Source organism: Frondihabitans sp. PhB188, assembly GCF_003752365.1.
Taxonomy (GTDB): Bacteria; Actinomycetota; Actinomycetes; order Actinomycetales; family Microbacteriaceae; genus Frondihabitans.
The window spans coordinates 534,313-549,773 of the sequence record NZ_RJUO01000004.1 but is presented as its reverse complement, the minus strand read 5'-3'; the positions used below and the strand labels follow the sequence as shown (position 1 = coordinate 549,773).

Below are 15,461 nucleotides of genomic sequence, written 5' to 3'. Positions count from 1 at the left end.
GGTCAGCGCCGCACGGCTCCCAGGCGCGGCAGACGCGGGACACCCGCGGCGGCACCGGCCTCGGGAGGCACGATGACCTCCTGCGCGGCCGCGATCTCGATGCCGTCGGCGCGCACGACGAGCTGCGCGCTCACGTCGACCGTCCGCTTGACGACAGCCAGCGCGATCGGGCCCAGCTCGAAGTGGATCGCGTTCGACGTGATCGAGCCGACCTCGTTCTCACCGGCGAAGACGGGGGATCCCGGCGCCGGCAGCACGGTGTCGGAGCCGTCGAGGTGCAGCATCACGAGGCGTCGCGGCGGGTGCCCCAGGTTGTGCACCTTCGCGACGGTCTCCTGGCCGCGGTAGCAGCCCTTGTCGAGGTGGACGGCCGACCGGAGCCAGTCGAGCTCGTGGGGGATCGTGCGCTCGTCGCGCTCGTGCACGAGGCTGGGCCGCCAGGCGGCGACGCGGAGCGCCTCGAGGGCGAGCGAACCGGCCACGGGCACGCCGGACGCCGCGACCTCGGCCAGCGACTCGGGGCTCACGACGGTCTCGCGGTACGACCAGTCGCGCGCGGGGTGGGTGGCGGCGTCGGAGTAGCCCACGCCGCCGACCGCGATGGACGCCCACGGGTCGAGCCAGACGAGCGGGACGCCCGACGGCGCGGCGGCGGGAAGCCCGAGCTCGCCGAACGAGCCGAGCACGGCGAAGTCGGCGCTGCGGTCGGCGACCTCGACGCGGAGCATGAATCGCATCCGGTCGAGCCAGACGGCGAACGACTCGACGGCAGCCGCGTCGACGAGGAGCCACGTCGTCTCGCCGTCGTCGACGACACCGGCAGCGTGCTCGACACGGCCCGAGGGATCGAGGAGGAGCGTCTCGGTCGAGACACCGGGAGCCAGCCTCTTGAGGCTCTGGCTGGTGAGCGAGTCGAGCCACGAGAGGCGGTCCGGGCCTGTGACCGTGATCAGACCCCGGGACGGCACCTGGACGACCGCGGTGCCGGCGCCCAGCACCCTCTGCTCCACCAGCGGATTGCCGAAGTGCGCGGCGACGCCCGTCGCCTCGTCGGCGACGAAGCCGGGCCGGGTGGAGAACGGAGAGGGAGTGCTGATCGACGCGTCAGTCGACATGAGCGAGCCGCCCCGATGCATGGGTGCGGAGCTCGTGGCCGAGCGCCGCTACGTCCCACGCCCAGAGGAGGTGGTTGTCGACGAGGCCGTACATGCGGGTGGCCGCCGAATACTCTTTGGCGTTGCTCGACCGCACGACGGCGTCGGTCGAGAGGTCGATGCGCGGGCCCTTGACCCGGCCGAGGTAGAGCTCGTTGACACCCGTCGGGTGCACCAGCGACACCTCGAGGTTGAAGCCGTCGTCCGGGGTGCGCAGGACCTCGACGGCGCGAGCGGTCGTGAAGGGCTGAATGCCGACGCCCGGGAGCATGCCGGGACCGCGGTCGCCCTCTTCGGCGGGGCGGTCGAGCCGCCAGTAGCCGGTCTCGCTCACCAGCGGCGTGCGCTCATCGTCGAGCAGCCAGCTGTACGAGCTGTAGTTGAGGAACGGCAGGCCGTCGTGACTGAAGCTCACGCGCTGCCCGAACTCGTGGGTGCGTCGCGAATCGGGGTCGTCGCCCGTCTTGTAGTCGACGACTCCGGTGCCTTCCCAGACGCCGAGGAGCCACGACAGGGGCACGAGCTCGGCCGGCAGATCGGTGGGGATGTCGATCATGCGGCGCCGATCTCAAGGGCCACTAGCGCTGTCCTTTGAACAGCTTGACCAGAACGGTGACCGCGACGAAGGCGATGCAGAGGGAGGCCAGTACGAGCAGGCCGATGTAGAACATCTCGAGGGGAAGCAGCGAGTCCATATCATCCATGCTACCCGCGACCCCCGTCAGAGCGAGAGAAGAGCGAGGACTCCGGTTGCGATTCCCAGCACCACGAGACTGCCGCTCAGGCTCAGCATCGTGCGGTCGACGAGGCCGTCCTTCTCCCGCGTCGCCAGCTGCAGGCAGAATGTCACCAGGATCGAGGCCCCGAGCACCAGAGGCAGCCAGGTCAGGAACCCGTCGCCCTTGACCGTCAGACCGACCACGATCGCCCCCGCGAGAGCGACGCACCAGACCGGAATCGTCGTGGCGAGACGGAGACGGGTGCGGCGCGAGATGGTTTCCACGACCACCATCCTCCCCCACTCGAGCCTTGCGGGCACCCACTAGGGTTATCGGGGGCAAGTTCGGCGTGACTTAGAATCGTCGAGAGTACATCTACTGGAGGTCGTGTGGCGCAGCTCTTGGTCCTGACCTCTTCCGGTACGTCTGAAGTCCTTCCGGCGCTGGCTCTCCTCAGCCACCGCACCCGGCAGATCCCCGCAGAGCCCGCGCACCTCGTGAACGCCCCGTCGAGCGACCTCATCTTCGTCGACGCCCGCACCGACCTCTCCAGCGCCAAGGCGCTCTGCAAGATCCTTCGCACCACCGGCGTCACCGTTCCCCTTGTCCTGGTGCTCACCGAGGGCGGCCTCACCGCCGTCAACTCCGAGTGGGGCGTCGACGACGTCATCCTCGAGTCGGCCGGCCCCGCCGAGGTCGATGCGCGCATCCGCCTCGTCACCGGCCGCCTCGCGCAGAGCCAGTCGGGCTCCAAGATCCAGGCCTCCGGCGTCGTGATCGACGAGGCCAGCTACTCGGCCAAGGTCCACGGCCGCCCGCTCGACCTCACCTTCAAAGAGTTCGAGCTCCTCCGCTTCTTCGCGACGCACCCCTCGCGGGTCTTCACGCGCGAGCAGCTGCTCAGCGAGGTGTGGGGCTACGACTACTTCGGCGGCACCCGCACCGTCGACGTCCACGTTCGGCGCCTTCGCGCCAAGCTCGGCGACCTCGAGTCGCTGATCGGCACCGTGCGAAACGTCGGCTATCGCTTCAACGTCTACGACGACGACCAGCGAGATGTCCTCACCTCATAGTGCGCTGACGACGCTGGCCGCCGAGGCGGCGGCGGCGGACGGCGCTCCTCCTTTCTCCGACCAGGCACTGGTCGAGGCGCGCTCGGGCGACGCCCGCGTGATCGGCGGCGACGACGCCGCCGCGATCCTGCGCCCGGGCGAAGCCGAGCTCGTCGTGCGTCCGTCCGCGCGCGGCAGGGGCCTCGGAACCTCCCTGCTCCACTCCGTGCTCGACGCGACCACCGGCCCGCTCGCCGTCTGGGCGCACGGCGACCACCCGGGTGCGCGCCGTCTCGCCGAGGGGTTCGGGTTCACCCCCACGCGTCGGCTCCTCCAGCAGCGCGCCTCCGTCCCTTCGGGATTCACGGCGCAGGAACTCCCTGGCGGCACCACCGTCCGAGCGTTCCGCCCCGGCGCCGACGACACCGCCTGGCTCGAGCTCAACGCCCGCGCGTTCGCCTCGCACCCCGAGCAGGGCTCCCTGACGCAGCTCGACCTCGATGCGCGAATGGCCGAGGAGTGGTTCGACGCCGACGACTTCCTCCTCCTCTCGCTCAGCGACGAGCTCGTGGCGTTCGCCTGGCTGAAGGTGGAGCCGGACGCCTCGGTCGGCGAGTTCGCTGCGCCCATCGGCGAGTTCGCTGCGCACATCGGCGAGTTCGCTGCGCCCATCGGCGAGTTCTATGCCGTGGGCGTCTCCCCGGATCACCAGGGCGAGCACCTCGGAGGAGCAGTGGTCGACGCCGGCCTGGCACGCCTGGCGGCGCGCGGCGTCGCGACCGCGTCCCTCTACGTCGAGGGCGACAACGACGCGGCCCTCGGCCTCTACGCGACCCGCGGCTTCACCGACCACGCGATCGACGTGCAGTACTCCCTCGCCCGCTGACCTCGCCGCCCGCCCGCCCCGGCACTTCGTCGGGGTACTGCAGGGCGACGATCCCGAGCGGAAGAGCAAGGACGATCGCCACCACGCCGACGGCGACCCCCGATCCGGTGATGGTGACCGTGGGCGTCGCGCTGACATCTCGAACGCCATCGAAGGTCGCGACGAGCGGGATGCCGATGCTCGTGCCGTTCGCGAAGGCGACCGCTGCCAGCACCATGCCGACGACCACCACGACTCCGATCGCGATCAGGAGAGCGCAGACGACAACGAAGACGCGATCGATTCTGGGAGACATGCGTCGGGACGAAGGGCCACCCGTTTCCCAGTCGGGGAGCCGATCGGCGAGACCTATGTCAATCACTGACCACGACCTCCGGGCCGACGGTTGCTACGGGTGGAAACGCGAAGCTGATCATCGTGATGACCGGAATGGCCGTGATGACTCCGGCAACCACCCAGAGCATCACCATCGCGCGCTTCGACTGACGCACAGTCGTGAAGCGCGCGGCGAGCGCGACCAGAAGACCCCCGCCCGGGACGATGGCGCCAAAGACGATGATTCCCAGAACGAATAGGGCCACCGCACGACCGTCCACGGCGACCTTCCCGACCGGCACTGCCTCAGGACGCACGGCTCGTCATCGTTCCGTTGGCCTTCAGCATCATGGACATCGCCAGCGTCCAGTTGATCGGACTGCCGTTCGCCACCGCCTGCACCTTGTAGGTCTCGCGGTTCACGACGTTCGCGCCGGAACGCGGCTGAGTGCAGGCGACCGTAGCAACGTTCACCCCGAAGCCCCAGCTGCCGGCGACACCGCAGGAGTGCGATCCTTTCTTGCCTCGGTACGTCTGCTCCTTCGACCAGGCCCTCGCACCGTCGTAGTAGAACGTGCCCTTGTGAATCTCCTTGTACGTCCCGCCGTACTTCGTCTGACTCCACGCCTTCGAGCGGACCGTGCCGGCTTTGACGGCGCGAGCGAAGCCAGTCTGGTCCGCGTCGACCACGACGTCGTCGAGCTCGGACGCATCGACGACGATCGTGGGGCCAGACGTCGACTCCGTCACGACGGAGCAGACGCTCGCGACCTCCGTCATCGATCCCCCCACCTCGACCACGGCCTGCTTGCAAGCCGAATCCACTTCTGTGGCGCGCCCACTCCTCGGCTCCCCATCAGCGGCAGAGGCCGGCAGCGCATTCGCCCCGACGAGAAGCCCGACAACCGCGAGTCCGGCAACGATCCTGCTCTTCACAACCCCTCTCAATCCCCCTGCGGCCATTCATTAATACATCACACACGGATTCCACCGCAATGCGGCCGGAGTTACGAACAGTTCACGCTCGGCCGCACGGTCGGGCACCGGCGGGTGGCAGGATTGAGCAATGGACAGCGAACCCTACGTTGACGGCGCAGCCGTGAGCAACGACCTCATGGACGATTTCGACGACATCGTCTCGTTCGACGGCGATGGCACCCTGCCCACCGACCGCTTCCTCGACCGCGAGATCAGCTGGCTGGCGTTCAACCAGCGCGTTCTGGAGCTCGCCGAAGACCCCACGACGCCGCTTCTCGAGCGGGCCAACTTCGCCGCCATCTTCGCCAGCAACCTCGACGAGTTCTTCATGGTGCGCGTCGCCGGTCTCAAGCGCCGCATCTCGACCGGCCTCGCGGTGCCCACCAACATCGGCACGGCCCCGAAAGACGTCCTGGCCTCGATCAACCGCAAGGCGTACGCCCTGCAGGCCCGGCACGCGGCGGCCTTCCAGGACTCCATCAAGCCCGACCTCGACACCGCCGGCATTCATGTCGAGATGTGGTCCGACCTCGCCGAGGCCGACCGCGCGACCATGCACGACGTGTTCTCGAACCAGATCTTCCCCGTGCTCATGCCGCTCGCGGTCGACCCGGCGCACCCCTTCCCCTACATCTCCGGCCTGTCGCTGAACCTCGCTGTTCGCGTCCGCAACCCGAAGAACGAGAAGCAGGAGTTCGCGCGCCTCAAGGTGCCCCAGGTGCTCCCGCGGTTCGTGCAGCTCCCCGACGACTCGAGCGGCCGCCTGCGGTTCATCCCCCTCGAAGACCTCATCGCGAACCACCTCCAAGACCTCTTCCCGGGCATGGAGATCATCGAGCACCACGTCTTCCGCGTCACGCGAAACGAAGACGTCGAGATCGACGAGGACGAGTCCGAGAACCTCATCCAGGCCCTCGAGAAAGAGCTCCTGCGCCGTCGTTTCGGTCCGCCGATCCGTCTCGAGATCACTGAAGACATGGATCCCGTGACGCTCGAGCTCCTCGTCCGCGAGCTCGACATCACCGACCAGGAGGTCTACCGCCTCCCGGCGCCGCTCGACCTCGCCGGTCTGTTCGAGATCGCCAAGATCACGAACCCCGAGCTCCACTTCGCCAAGCACCTGCCGACCACTGCCGTCCAGCTGCTCCCGACCGAGCCCAACATGAAGCCCGACATCTTCGCGAGCATCGGCCGACGCGACGTGCTGGTGCACCACCCCTACGAGTCCTTCGCGACGAGCGTCCAGGCCTTCCTGGAGCAGGCCGCCGCCGACCCCAACGTGCTCGCCATCAAGCAGACGCTCTACCGGACGTCGGGTGACAGCCCGATCATCGAGGCGCTCATCGACGCCGCCGAGGCCGGCAAGCAGGTGCTGGCCCTGGTCGAGATCAAGGCCCGCTTCGACGAGCAGAACAACATCACCTGGGCCCGCAAGCTCGAGAAGGCCGGCGTCCACGTCGTCTACGGACTCGTCGGCCTGAAGACGCACTGCAAGCTCGCCCTCGTCATCCGCCAGGAGAAAGACGGCCGGCTGCGTCACTACACGCACATCGGCACGGGCAACTACAACCCCAAGACGAGCCGCATCTACGAAGACCTCGGCCTCTTCACCGCCGACGATCAGGTCGGCAAAGACGTCACGCGCCTGTTCAACGAGCTGTCGGGCTACGCGATCGAGAAGAAGTTCAAGCGCCTCCTCGTCGCACCGCTCCACCTGCGCAAGGGGCTCATCAAGCGCATCGCCGTCGAGGCCGAGAACGCCGCCGCGGGCAAGCCCTCGGGCATCCGCATCAAGATCAACTCGATGGTCGACGAGGAGATCATCGACGCGCTTTACCACGCGAGCAACGCCGGGGTGCCGATCGACATCTGGGTGCGCGGCATCTGCGCGCTGAAGGCGGGCATCCCCGGTCTCAGCGAGAACATCCGCGTCCGCTCCATCCTGGGCCGCTACCTCGAGCACTCCCGCCTGTTCTGGTTCCACAACGAGGGCGACCCCCAGGTCTACATCGGCAGCGCCGACATGATGCATCGCAACCTCGACCGTCGCGTCGAGGTCCTGGTCCGCCTCGTACAGGACGACCACCTGGCCGAGATCTCCGCGCTCTTCGACCTCGCCATGTCGCCCGAGACCACCTCCTGGCACCTCACGCCGGACGGCGAGTGGACCAGGCACGCGCGCGGTGACGACGGCCAGATCCTCTCCGACATGCAAGACGGCCTCATGCGGCAGATCAGCAAGAGAAGGCGCTCCGCCCGGTGAGCATGCGAGACGCTTCGACGGTCCACCCCGGCGCGCACTCCTCGGCGACCACCGTCGTCGCCGCGGGAGCCGTGTGCTGGCGCATGGTGGAGGGCAAGGTCCGGGTGCTGCTGATCCACCGCGACCACCGCCACGACGTCTCCTTCCCGAAGGGCAAGGTCGATCCCGGCGAGTCCACCCCGCAAGCCGCCGTGCGCGAGATCGCCGAAGAGACGGGCTACCGCGTCGGCCTCGGCGCCCCCCTCGGCACAGCCGAGTACCTGCTGCCCGGAGGGCGCGACAAGGTCGTCCACTACTGGGCGGCCGAGGTGACCGACGAGCAGCATGCCGCCGCCGGCGTCTTCGCACCGAACGACGAGGTGGCACGGATCGAGTGGGTCCCGATCGCCAAGGCCCGCCACCAGCTCACCTACGAGCGCGACGCCGAGATCCTCGATCGCTTCGCCGACCGCGTCGCTGCCGACCAGGCCAGGACGTTCGCCATCGTCGCCCTTCGCCACGCCAAGGCCATCTCGCCCGGCGAATGGGCCGGGAGCGACTCGACGCGGCCTCTGCTTCCCGCCGGCCGCAAACAGGCCAGGAGCGTCGCGCCCGGTATCGCGGCCTGGCGCCCCCGGAAGATCGTCAGCAGCACGGCCGCCCGGTGCCTCGCGACGGTCGAGCCCCTGTCGACGGCGACGCGCGTCGGCGTGAAGGACAGTGATGCGATCAGCCAGGACGCCTACGAGTCCGGCACCGATGACATCGCCGGCGCTGTGAAGAAGCGGCTCAAGAAGCAGGTCGACGCCGTGCTCTGCAGCCACGGACCCGTGCTGCCCGAGATCATCCGCCAGGTGGCGTCGCAGACGCGCGGCGGCCACCGCCTCGATCTGAGGCAGTACGCGTCGCTGGGGCTGGCCGACTACACCGTGCTTCACGTCGCGCACTCGGACGGCACGCTGGTCGCCGTCGAGACGCACGGTCCGACCGTCTAGCGACCACCCCGAGTTCCTGCGCCCGATTCGGGCCCCGCGCCCGCGCTCATCGCGACGAGGCGGACCGTGAACGGCTCATTACTCCGCGGCGGCCTCGAAGCCGCGATGCCCGGCGCTTGTTCCCCCGGCGTTAACCTTCCGTTCACCCAATCGGACGAACGTCGTTAACGCGCAAACGTAGCCTCGCTCGCGGGTCAGCACCGGCCCGATGCTCGACGAGGTCCAGCGCCTGAGGCACTGCGATGCGACGAGCAGGTCCAGCATCACGACACGACTTCCCCGAAAGGAAATCTGTGAACATCAAGCGAGTTGGCAGCATTGCCGCCATCGCCCTCGTCGGCACCATCGCGCTCTCCTCCTGCGCTTCGAACGAGGATGCCGCCCCCGGCAGCTCGTCGAGCGGCGGAACCAGCCTGTCCGGCACCATCAACGGCATCGGCTCGTCCGCCCAGGGCGTCGCCGAGACCACCTGGGCCGCAGGCTTCCAGGAGGCCAACGGAACCGGCGTCACCGTCAACTACGACCCGCAGGGCTCCGGCGCCGGGCGCACCAGCTTCATCTCGGGTGCCGCCGACTTCGCCGGCTCCGACGCCGCTCTCTCGGACGACGAGATCAAGTCGACCTTCGCCGGCTGCGCAGCCGACTCGAAGGCCATCGACCTCCCCGTCTACATCTCCCCGATCGCCGTCGCGTACAACGTCGACGGCCTCAAGGACCTGATCCTCGACGCCGACACCATCGCCGGCATCTTCAGCGGCAAGATCACCAAGTGGAACGACTCGGCGATCACCAAGCTGAACCCCGACGCGACGCTGCCCAGTGCCTCCATCACGGTCGTGCACCGCTCCGACGACTCGGGCACCACGCAGAACTTCACCGAGTACCTCGCCGCCGAGGCGAAGTCGGTCTGGACGAAGCCCGCTTCGCAGACCTTCCCCTACTCGGTGGGTGACGCGGCCAAGGGCACCTCGGGTGTCGCCGACGCCACGAAGAACTCGAAGAACTCGATCACCTACATCGACGAGTCGGCCGCAACCGGCCTCTCGGTGTCGCAGCTCGTTGTCGGTGGCACCGCCACCAAGATCAGCGCCGACGGTGCTGCCGCTGTCGTCGCGAAGTCGCCGCTCGTCGAGGGCCGCGCCGACAACGACCTCGCCATCAACATCGACCGCACCCTCACGGACTCGGGCGACTGGCCGATGGTCCTGGTCTCGTACATGATCGCCTGCGACACGTACAAGGACAGTGCCAAGGGCGACCTGGTCAAGGCCTACGCCACCTACGCCGCGAGCGACGCCGGCCAGAAGGCCGCCGCTGCTCAAGCCGGTTCCGCTCCCCTCGACAGCGACCTCGCTGCCAAGGTCGCGACCGCCGCTGCGACGATCAAGTAGCACCCGCTCCACCCAGCATCACCTGGTCCGGGTCGCGGCCCCCGCGGCTGCGACCCGGACCTCCTCTGATTCACCTGGCATTCGCCCAACGCGCTTCACCACCCGACAGTCATGCGGCCCCCGGCCAGAGCAGGATTTCACTTCATGACCGCTTCCGCGGAAAGCCCCACGAAGACCGCCACTCCCCCGAAGGCGGTCATCCGGATCGGCGACCGGGTGTTCTCGCTCGCGACCGTGCTGTCCGGCTCCCTGATCCTGGTCGTGCTGGCTGCGACCGCTGTCTTCCTGATCGTCCAGAGCCTCCCGGCGCTGACGGCGAAGCCGGGCCAGATCCCGAACGACGCGGCCAACTTCTGGGTCTACGTCGGCCCGCTGGTCTTCGGCACCGTCTGGGCGGCCCTGCTCGCGCTCATCATCGCGACCCCGCTCTCGATCGGCATCGCGCTCTTCATCTCGCACTACGCGCCGCGCCGGATCAGCCAGCTGCTCGGCTACATCATCGACCTCCTGGCGGCCGTCCCCTCCGTCGTGTTCGGCCTCTGGGGCGTGCTCGTCCTGGCCAAGTTCATCCAGCCGTTCTACACGACACTGGTCAACACACTGGGCTGGATCCCGCTCTTCCAGGGTCCGGTGTCGGGCACCGGCAAGACGATCCTCACCGCCGCCATCGTGCTGGCCGTGATGATCCTGCCGATCATGACCGCGGTCATGCGCGAGATCTTCCTCCAGGCCCCGCGCCTCCACGAAGAGGCCGCTCTGGCCCTCGGCGCGACGCGCTGGGAGATGATCCAGATGGCCGTCCTGCCGTTCGCCCGCTCCGGCATGGTGTCGGGCATCATGCTCGGCCTCGGTCGCGCGCTCGGCGAGACCCTCGCCATCGCCATCGTCCTGTCGCCGGCGACGGTGATCAACGTCTTCCTGCTGACGAGCCAGAACCCGAACACCATCGCGGCGAACATCGCGACGCAGTTCCCCGAGGCCCAGGGCGTCGCCCTGAACACGCTCATCGCGTCCGGCCTCGTCCTCTTCGTCATCACGCTGCTGGTCAACATGGCCGCGCGATTCATCGTCAACCGCCGCAAGGCCTTCTCGGGAGCCAACTGATGTCGGTCGCCGTCCGCAACACCAGCGCGAACACCCTGACCGCCGGGAAGCTCCCCAAGGGCGCACCGTGGGGCCTGCTCATCGTCAGCTGGCTCATCTTCATCGGCGTCTTCGCTCTTCTGCAGGCATCCGGCACGACCACGGACTTCAACGTCGTGGGCGCCTTCTTCTTCGGCACGATCCTCTTCGACATCCTCATCGTCGTCATCTCGATGGTCGTCGAGGGCGGTCGCAAGGCGAAGGACCGCCTCGTCACCTCGCTGGTGACGACGGCCTTCATCATCACGCTGCTGCCGCTGATCTCGCTGATCTACACGGTCATCTCGCGAGGCGTCGCACGGTTCGACTCCGCCTACTTCAACGAGTCGATGCGCAACGTCATCGGCGCCGGCGGCGGCGCGGTCCACGCCATCGTCGGAACCCTCGAGGTCACCGCCTTCGCCGCGCTCATCTCGATCCCGATCGGACTGCTCACCTCGATCTACCTGGTCGAGTACGGCCGCGGTCGCCTGGCCCGCGCCATCACCTTCTTCGTCGACGTCATGACGGGCATCCCGTCGATCGTCGCCGGGCTCTTCGCCTACTCGCTCTTCGCCCTCTTCGCCGGCCCCTCGATCCGCGCCGGCATCGTCGGCTCGGTCGCGCTCAGCGTCCTGATGATCCCGGTCGTCGTCCGGTCGTCGGAGGAGATCCTCAAGATCGTGCCGAACGAGCTGCGCGAGGCCAGCTACGCGCTCGGCGTGCCGAAGTGGCTCACGATCGTGAAGATCATCCTGCCCACGTCGATCGCCGGCCTCACGACAGGCGTCATGCTCGCCATCTCACGCGTCATCGGCGAGACCGCGCCGCTGCTGATCACCACGGGCTTCACGACGAGCATGAACTACGACCTCTTCAGTGACCGCATGATGACGCTCCCCGTCTTCGTCTACACGCAGTACGCGAACCAGGGTCCTGACGCGACGCCGTTCCTCGAGCGCGCCTGGACGGGCGCCCTGGTGCTCATCCTGATCGTCATGGCGCTGAACCTCCTCGCTCGCCTGATCGGCCGCCTCTTCTCTCCCAAGCTCCGCTAGACAGCGGAAGCAACAGCCTCCGCTAGACAGCGGAAGCAACAGCCTCCGCTAGACAGCGGAACTAACAGCCTCCGCTAGACAGCGGATGCAACAGCCTCCGCTAGCCAGCAATCTCGACTAAGGAAACCGTGTCCAAGCGCATCGAAGTCAAAGACCTCAACGTCTACTACAGCAAGTTCCGCGCTGTCGAAGACGTCAACATCACCATCGAGCCCCGCACCGTCACCGCCTTCATCGGCCCGTCCGGTTGCGGCAAGTCGACCTTCCTCCGCACCCTCAACCGCATGCACGAGGTCATCCCCGGCGCGTACGTCGAGGGCGAGGTGCTCATCGACGGCAACGACCTGTACGGCGAGGGCGTCGACCCGGTGCTCGTGCGCCGCCAGGTGGGCATGGTCTTCCAGCGTCCGAACCCGTTCCCGACGATGTCGATCCGCGAGAACGTGCTCGCCGGCGTGAAGCTCAACAACCGCCGCATGGGCAAGGTCGAGGCCGACGAGCTCGTCGAGAAGTCGCTGACCGGCGCCAACCTCTGGAACGAGGTCAAGGACCGCCTCGACAAGCCCGGCTCCGGCCTCTCGGGCGGTCAGCAGCAGCGCCTCTGCATCGCGCGCGCCGTCGCCGTCTCGCCCGACGTGATCCTCATGGACGAGCCCTGCTCAGCCCTCGACCCGATCTCGACCCTCGCCATCGAGGACCTCATCGAGGAGCTCAAGCAGCAGTACACGATCGTCATCGTGACCCACAACATGCAGCAGGCCTCGCGCGTCAGCGACAAGACCGCGTTCTTCAACATCGCGGGCACCGGCAAGCCGGGCAAGCTCATCGAGTACAACGACACTGCGACGATGTTCTCGAACCCGTCGGTCCAGGCCACCGAAGACTACGTCTCGGGCCGCTTCGGCTGATCGGCGGCCACGCGCCAAAGGCGTGAGCCCCAGTCGTCTGACTGGGGCTCACGCCTTTCGCGGTTGCGCTCCCTCACACACAGAGAGGCGCAGGAACTTCCTGGCGGCGGCTAAGCGCTCTGCAGCGCGACCACCGGCGTCGAGGTCGGCTGCTTCGACCCTCCGGCCGGCTCGACCGTGATGCCCACGGTGTCGCCCTTCTGCAGGTCGCCCTGGAGCACCTGCGTCACGGAGTTGCCGTTGACGGCCATGGTGCCGGCCGACTTGACATCGGAGCCCTTGATGTACCAGAGCTGGTAGGTCTTGCCCGAGGGCAGGGCCGTGGCGCCGTTGACGACGACAGCCGAGCGCTGGAGGTCGTTCGACCAGTACAGGGTCGCCTTGCCGCCTGTCGAGAGGTCGGACGCCGTGTGCTGCACGTCGCTCGCGGCCAGGATCGCGCCGACGTCGCCGGCCGCGATCGGAGCGCTGCTCGTCGACGGAGACGGGGTGAACTGGTTGGCCATGCCCACGCCGCCGAAGAACAGGCCGACGGCTGCGGCTGCGCCGATGAGGAGCACGCCGGGACGCATGAACCAGCGCTGACGCGCCAGCGGGATGGGCTCGAGGATCTCGGCCTCGGTCGATGCGGCGGGGGCGTCGGCGGCGGGCCGGCGTTCCTGCGCCACATCCGTGACGTCGGGAGCGGAGAGCCGGGGCAGCTGCGGCGTCGAGCCGATGAGGTCGAGGACGCTCGCACGGAGAGCCGGCGAAGGAGTGATGGGCTCGACGGCGTAGCCGAGGAGCAGGGCCGTGTCGGTCAACTCGGCGGTCTCCTGTCTGAGGTCGGGGTCGTCCGCGAGGCGGGCTTCGAACGCTTCGCGCTCGGCCTCGTCGAGGGCGTTGAGCGCATATGCGCCGGAAAGGGTGTCGATGTCAGGGTTCATGGGGCCGCCGCCGGACGTCGAGCTGTGCTTGCTCATGACGCCACTCCTAGTTCGTCGCGAAGGCGGATCATGCCGTCGCGGAGTCGGGTCTTCACCGTGCCGATGGGAACGTGAAGCATGTCGGAGACCTCGCTGTGCGAGAAGCCCCCGTAGTAGGCGAGAGTCACAGCCTGTCGCTGCAGCTCCGTCAGGCGGCCGAGCGCTCGCTCGACCCGCTCGTGCTCGATGCGGATCTCGACCTGCTCGGTGACCGAGTCGTAATCGGTCTCGAAGTCGCGGATTCCGATCTTGGTGTCGCGGTCGCGGCTCGACTGGCTGGCCCGCACGCGGTCGACCGCTCGGCGGTGGGCCATCGTGAGCATCCAGCTCGAGGCCCCGCCCTTGTTGTGGTCGAAGCGGGTCGCGGTCTGCCAGATCTCGAGGAACACCTCCTGGGTGACCTCTTCGGACTGCGAGTGGTCTTTCAAGAGTCGCTTGATCAAGCCCAGCACGCGGGGTGCCGTCATGTCGTACAACTGCGCGAAAGCGTCGCGGTCGCCTTCGGCAACTCGCTCGAGGAGTGCCTCGGGAGTCGGCGGGACTCCCGTGTCACGCCCGGGATCATCCATATCTCGGCTCACAAGCTCCAGCATGTCAGGTTGCACCTCCATCCGCACTTGTCGTGGTTGTCGGCGCTGGTACTGAGGTGGCCCTCCCGCACGAACGCCGTCTGGGATGGCCGGAGCCCGGGTGCGTGCGAGAGGACCACCTCGGTGAACCGGACCTAGGGAGTCCGATTAGCGCCTGGTGGAGATGTTTGCGGGTTGTTCTCTCGCAAGGTGTTCGGCACCGCGGCCCAGGGGGTTTGGCCTGCCTGGGAGGTTTCTTGAAAGACCTCGTTAGCGAGAAAGCGCCGGGCCGCAGAAACGCCTCTCGGCGCGAGGCCGCTCGAAGCGGCTAATTTTGGAGCCCGGGGTTTGCTGCGGCCCGGCGACATCCACTGTAGCGAGAACCTCGACCGCGGGCCGGGGAGTCCGCACAGAGCGAACTCGGGAATAGCCGGGCGTGTGTCTTGCTCGTCTTGTCGAGGCTGCCGTCTAATCCAGGCTGCCGTCGCGCCACCGGGCCGAGCAGGCGTGCAGGTCGGTCGCCAGCTCGGTGAGGCGGAGCGCGCGACGGGTGAGCTCGACGGAGCGGTCGGGCTCGATGACGTCGAGGTCGTCGGCGACGCTGGCCGCACCCGACGCCGCCAGACGGGCGAAGGCGGCGCCGCGCTCGAGAGCGAGGCCGAAGTCGCCCTCGAAGACGCCGCGCAGGATACGGTCGGCGAGCTCGAGAATCTCCTCCGGGCTGGCCGGCATCGGCGCACCCGCCACGATCGGGTCGATGGTCGCGCTGATGCGGGAGCCGCGCTCGAACAGGTAGGTGATGTCGTCCGGGCTCTGGCGGATCACGGCGCGCAGCAGGTAGATGCGCCAGAGCGCGCCGGGCAGGCTGTGCGGGGTCGCGCCAGCCCACAGCTCAGCGAGCGCGTCGATCCCGTGCGAGTCGGTGAAGGCGACCAGGCGGTCGAGGATCTCGGGGGTGGGATCGTTGCGGACCCGCGCCAGAAGGGCCGCGGCCGACTCGTGGGCGACGCGGTGCATGACGGCCGGGTCGTCGCCGCCCTGGAACGCCTCGAACTCGTGGCCGGCGAACTGCGTGGGACGGTGGAAGTCGCGTGGGGGCACTCGCCC

General features: G+C 68.1%; 17 protein-coding genes. 8 read left to right on the top strand and 9 right to left on the bottom strand.

Going from position 1 to position 15,461, the window contains the following annotated elements:
* Nucleotides 1–2 precede the first annotated feature (2 nt).
* The 3 genes from EDF46_RS14775 to EDF46_RS14765 all read right to left on the bottom strand — a co-directional run bounded on the left by EDF46_RS14775 (nucleotide 3) and on the right by EDF46_RS14765 (nucleotide 2,157).
* Entirely contained in the window at nucleotides 3–1,115 is a 1,113-nt protein-coding gene (locus EDF46_RS14775; RefSeq protein WP_123507050.1) for a folate-binding protein YgfZ, read from the bottom strand.
* On the bottom strand, nucleotides 1,105–1,710 hold the full coding sequence (locus EDF46_RS14770; RefSeq protein ID WP_123507049.1) for an FABP family protein: 606 nt from the start codon (nucleotides 1,708–1,710) through the stop codon (nucleotides 1,105–1,107). The genes EDF46_RS14775 and EDF46_RS14770 overlap by 11 nt, the downstream gene beginning before the upstream one ends.
* 165 nt (nucleotides 1,711–1,875) lie before the next feature.
* Nucleotides 1,876–2,157: a hypothetical protein gene (locus tag EDF46_RS14765; protein ID WP_148061228.1), complete on the bottom strand. Its 282-nt coding sequence runs from the start codon at nucleotides 2,155–2,157 to the stop codon at nucleotides 1,876–1,878.
* Between the two features lie 105 nt (nucleotides 2,158–2,262).
* Between EDF46_RS14765 and EDF46_RS14760 the strand changes: the two genes are divergently transcribed.
* Both EDF46_RS14760 and mshD read left to right on the top strand, forming a co-directional pair.
* Complete coding sequence (locus tag EDF46_RS14760) at nucleotides 2,263–2,946, top strand: winged helix-turn-helix domain-containing protein (protein ID WP_123507047.1); 684 nt, start codon at nucleotides 2,263–2,265, stop codon at nucleotides 2,944–2,946.
* On the top strand, nucleotides 2,930–3,811 hold the full coding sequence (mshD, locus tag EDF46_RS14755; RefSeq protein ID WP_123507046.1) for a mycothiol synthase: 882 nt from the start codon (nucleotides 2,930–2,932) through the stop codon (nucleotides 3,809–3,811). Before EDF46_RS14760 ends, mshD begins: the two co-directional genes overlap by 17 nt.
* Here mshD and EDF46_RS14750 read toward each other — a convergent pair.
* The 3 genes from EDF46_RS14750 to EDF46_RS14740 are packed head-to-tail and all read right to left on the bottom strand — an operon-like array spanning nucleotide 3,768 to nucleotide 4,906.
* Nucleotides 3,768–4,106, bottom strand: coding sequence for a hypothetical protein (locus tag EDF46_RS14750; RefSeq protein WP_123507045.1), 339 nt, complete (start codon nucleotides 4,104–4,106; stop codon nucleotides 3,768–3,770). The two genes, mshD and EDF46_RS14750, sit on opposite strands and share 44 nt — an antisense overlap.
* A gap of 58 nt (nucleotides 4,107–4,164) precedes the next feature.
* Entirely contained in the window at nucleotides 4,165–4,443 is a 279-nt protein-coding gene (locus EDF46_RS14745) for a hypothetical protein (RefSeq protein ID WP_148061227.1), read from the bottom strand.
* Entirely contained in the window at nucleotides 4,433–4,906 is a 474-nt protein-coding gene (locus tag EDF46_RS14740) for a hypothetical protein (protein WP_148061226.1), read from the bottom strand. The genes EDF46_RS14745 and EDF46_RS14740 overlap by 11 nt, the downstream gene beginning before the upstream one ends.
* A gap of 286 nt (nucleotides 4,907–5,192) precedes the next feature.
* Between EDF46_RS14740 and EDF46_RS14735 the strand changes: the two genes are divergently transcribed.
* The 6 genes from EDF46_RS14735 (at nucleotide 5,193) to pstB (ending at nucleotide 12,820) form a co-directional block, all read left to right on the top strand.
* Nucleotides 5,193–7,367, top strand: a complete 2,175-nt coding sequence (locus EDF46_RS14735) for an RNA degradosome polyphosphate kinase (protein WP_123507042.1) — start codon at nucleotides 5,193–5,195, stop codon at nucleotides 7,365–7,367.
* 2 nt (nucleotides 7,368–7,369) lie between these two features.
* A complete protein-coding gene (locus tag EDF46_RS14730) occupies nucleotides 7,370–8,341 on the top strand; it encodes an NUDIX domain-containing protein (RefSeq protein WP_123507041.1) in 972 nt (323 codons plus the stop codon).
* Nucleotides 8,342–8,634: 293 nt separating this feature from the next.
* A complete protein-coding gene (gene pstS / locus EDF46_RS14720) occupies nucleotides 8,635–9,732 on the top strand; it encodes a phosphate ABC transporter substrate-binding protein PstS (RefSeq protein ID WP_123507039.1) in 1,098 nt (365 codons plus the stop codon).
* Between the two features lie 144 nt (nucleotides 9,733–9,876).
* Nucleotides 9,877–10,836 carry a phosphate ABC transporter permease subunit PstC gene (pstC, locus tag EDF46_RS14715; RefSeq protein ID WP_123507038.1) on the top strand — a complete coding sequence of 320 codons (960 nt, stop codon included), beginning with the start codon at nucleotides 9,877–9,879 and terminating at the stop codon, nucleotides 10,834–10,836.
* Nucleotides 10,836–11,912, top strand: a complete 1,077-nt coding sequence (gene pstA / locus EDF46_RS14710; protein ID WP_123507037.1) for a phosphate ABC transporter permease PstA — start codon at nucleotides 10,836–10,838, stop codon at nucleotides 11,910–11,912. The genes pstC and pstA overlap by 1 nt, the downstream gene beginning before the upstream one ends.
* A gap of 128 nt (nucleotides 11,913–12,040) precedes the next feature.
* Nucleotides 12,041–12,820 carry a phosphate ABC transporter ATP-binding protein PstB gene (gene pstB / locus EDF46_RS14705; RefSeq protein ID WP_123507036.1) on the top strand — a complete coding sequence of 260 codons (780 nt, stop codon included), beginning with the start codon at nucleotides 12,041–12,043 and terminating at the stop codon, nucleotides 12,818–12,820.
* A 110-nt stretch (nucleotides 12,821–12,930) separates the two neighbouring features.
* Here the strand turns inward: pstB and EDF46_RS14700 are convergent, their stop codons facing one another.
* The 3 genes from EDF46_RS14700 to EDF46_RS14690 all read right to left on the bottom strand — a co-directional run bounded on the left by EDF46_RS14700 (nucleotide 12,931) and on the right by EDF46_RS14690 (nucleotide 15,455).
* A complete protein-coding gene (locus EDF46_RS14700) occupies nucleotides 12,931–13,782 on the bottom strand; it encodes an anti-sigma factor domain-containing protein (protein ID WP_123507035.1) in 852 nt (283 codons plus the stop codon).
* The gene (locus EDF46_RS14695; protein WP_370454116.1) at nucleotides 13,779–14,378 is read right to left on the bottom strand and encodes a sigma-70 family RNA polymerase sigma factor; all 600 of its coding nucleotides are present in this window, start codon (nucleotides 14,376–14,378) and stop codon (nucleotides 13,779–13,781) included. Before EDF46_RS14695 ends, EDF46_RS14700 begins: the two co-directional genes overlap by 4 nt.
* Before the next feature lie 444 nt (nucleotides 14,379–14,822).
* Nucleotides 14,823–15,455, bottom strand: a complete 633-nt coding sequence (locus tag EDF46_RS14690; protein WP_123507033.1) for a DNA-directed RNA polymerase subunit beta — start codon at nucleotides 15,453–15,455, stop codon at nucleotides 14,823–14,825.
* Nucleotides 15,456–15,461 lie beyond the last annotated feature (6 nt).

What these genes read in the sequence shown, in the direction of transcription:
- pstC (WP_123507038.1), top strand. Translation starts at nt 9,877, where the DNA reads ATGACCGCTTCCGCGGAAAGCCCCACGAAGACCGCCACTCCCCCGAAG.
- mshD (WP_123507046.1), top strand. Translation starts at nt 2,930, where the DNA reads ATGTCCTCACCTCATAGTGCGCTGACGACGCTGGCCGCCGAGGCGGCG.
- EDF46_RS14770 (WP_123507049.1), bottom strand. Translation starts at nt 1,710, where the DNA reads ATGATCGACATCCCCACCGATCTGCCGGCCGAGCTCGTGCCCCTGTCG.
- pstA (WP_123507037.1), top strand. Translation starts at nt 10,836, where the DNA reads ATGTCGGTCGCCGTCCGCAACACCAGCGCGAACACCCTGACCGCCGGG.
- EDF46_RS14730 (WP_123507041.1), top strand. Translation starts at nt 7,370, where the DNA reads ATGCGAGACGCTTCGACGGTCCACCCCGGCGCGCACTCCTCGGCGACC.
- EDF46_RS14700 (WP_123507035.1), bottom strand. Translation starts at nt 13,782, where the DNA reads ATGAGCAAGCACAGCTCGACGTCCGGCGGCGGCCCCATGAACCCTGAC.
- EDF46_RS14775 (WP_123507050.1), bottom strand. Translation starts at nt 1,115, where the DNA reads ATGTCGACTGACGCGTCGATCAGCACTCCCTCTCCGTTCTCCACCCGG.
- EDF46_RS14750 (WP_123507045.1), bottom strand. Translation starts at nt 4,106, where the DNA reads ATGTCTCCCAGAATCGATCGCGTCTTCGTTGTCGTCTGCGCTCTCCTG.
- EDF46_RS14735 (WP_123507042.1), top strand. Translation starts at nt 5,193, where the DNA reads ATGGACAGCGAACCCTACGTTGACGGCGCAGCCGTGAGCAACGACCTC.
- EDF46_RS14695 (WP_370454116.1), bottom strand. Translation starts at nt 14,378, where the DNA reads ATGCTGGAGCTTGTGAGCCGAGATATGGATGATCCCGGGCGTGACACG.
- EDF46_RS14740 (WP_148061226.1), bottom strand. Translation starts at nt 4,906, where the DNA reads ATGACGGAGGTCGCGAGCGTCTGCTCCGTCGTGACGGAGTCGACGTCT.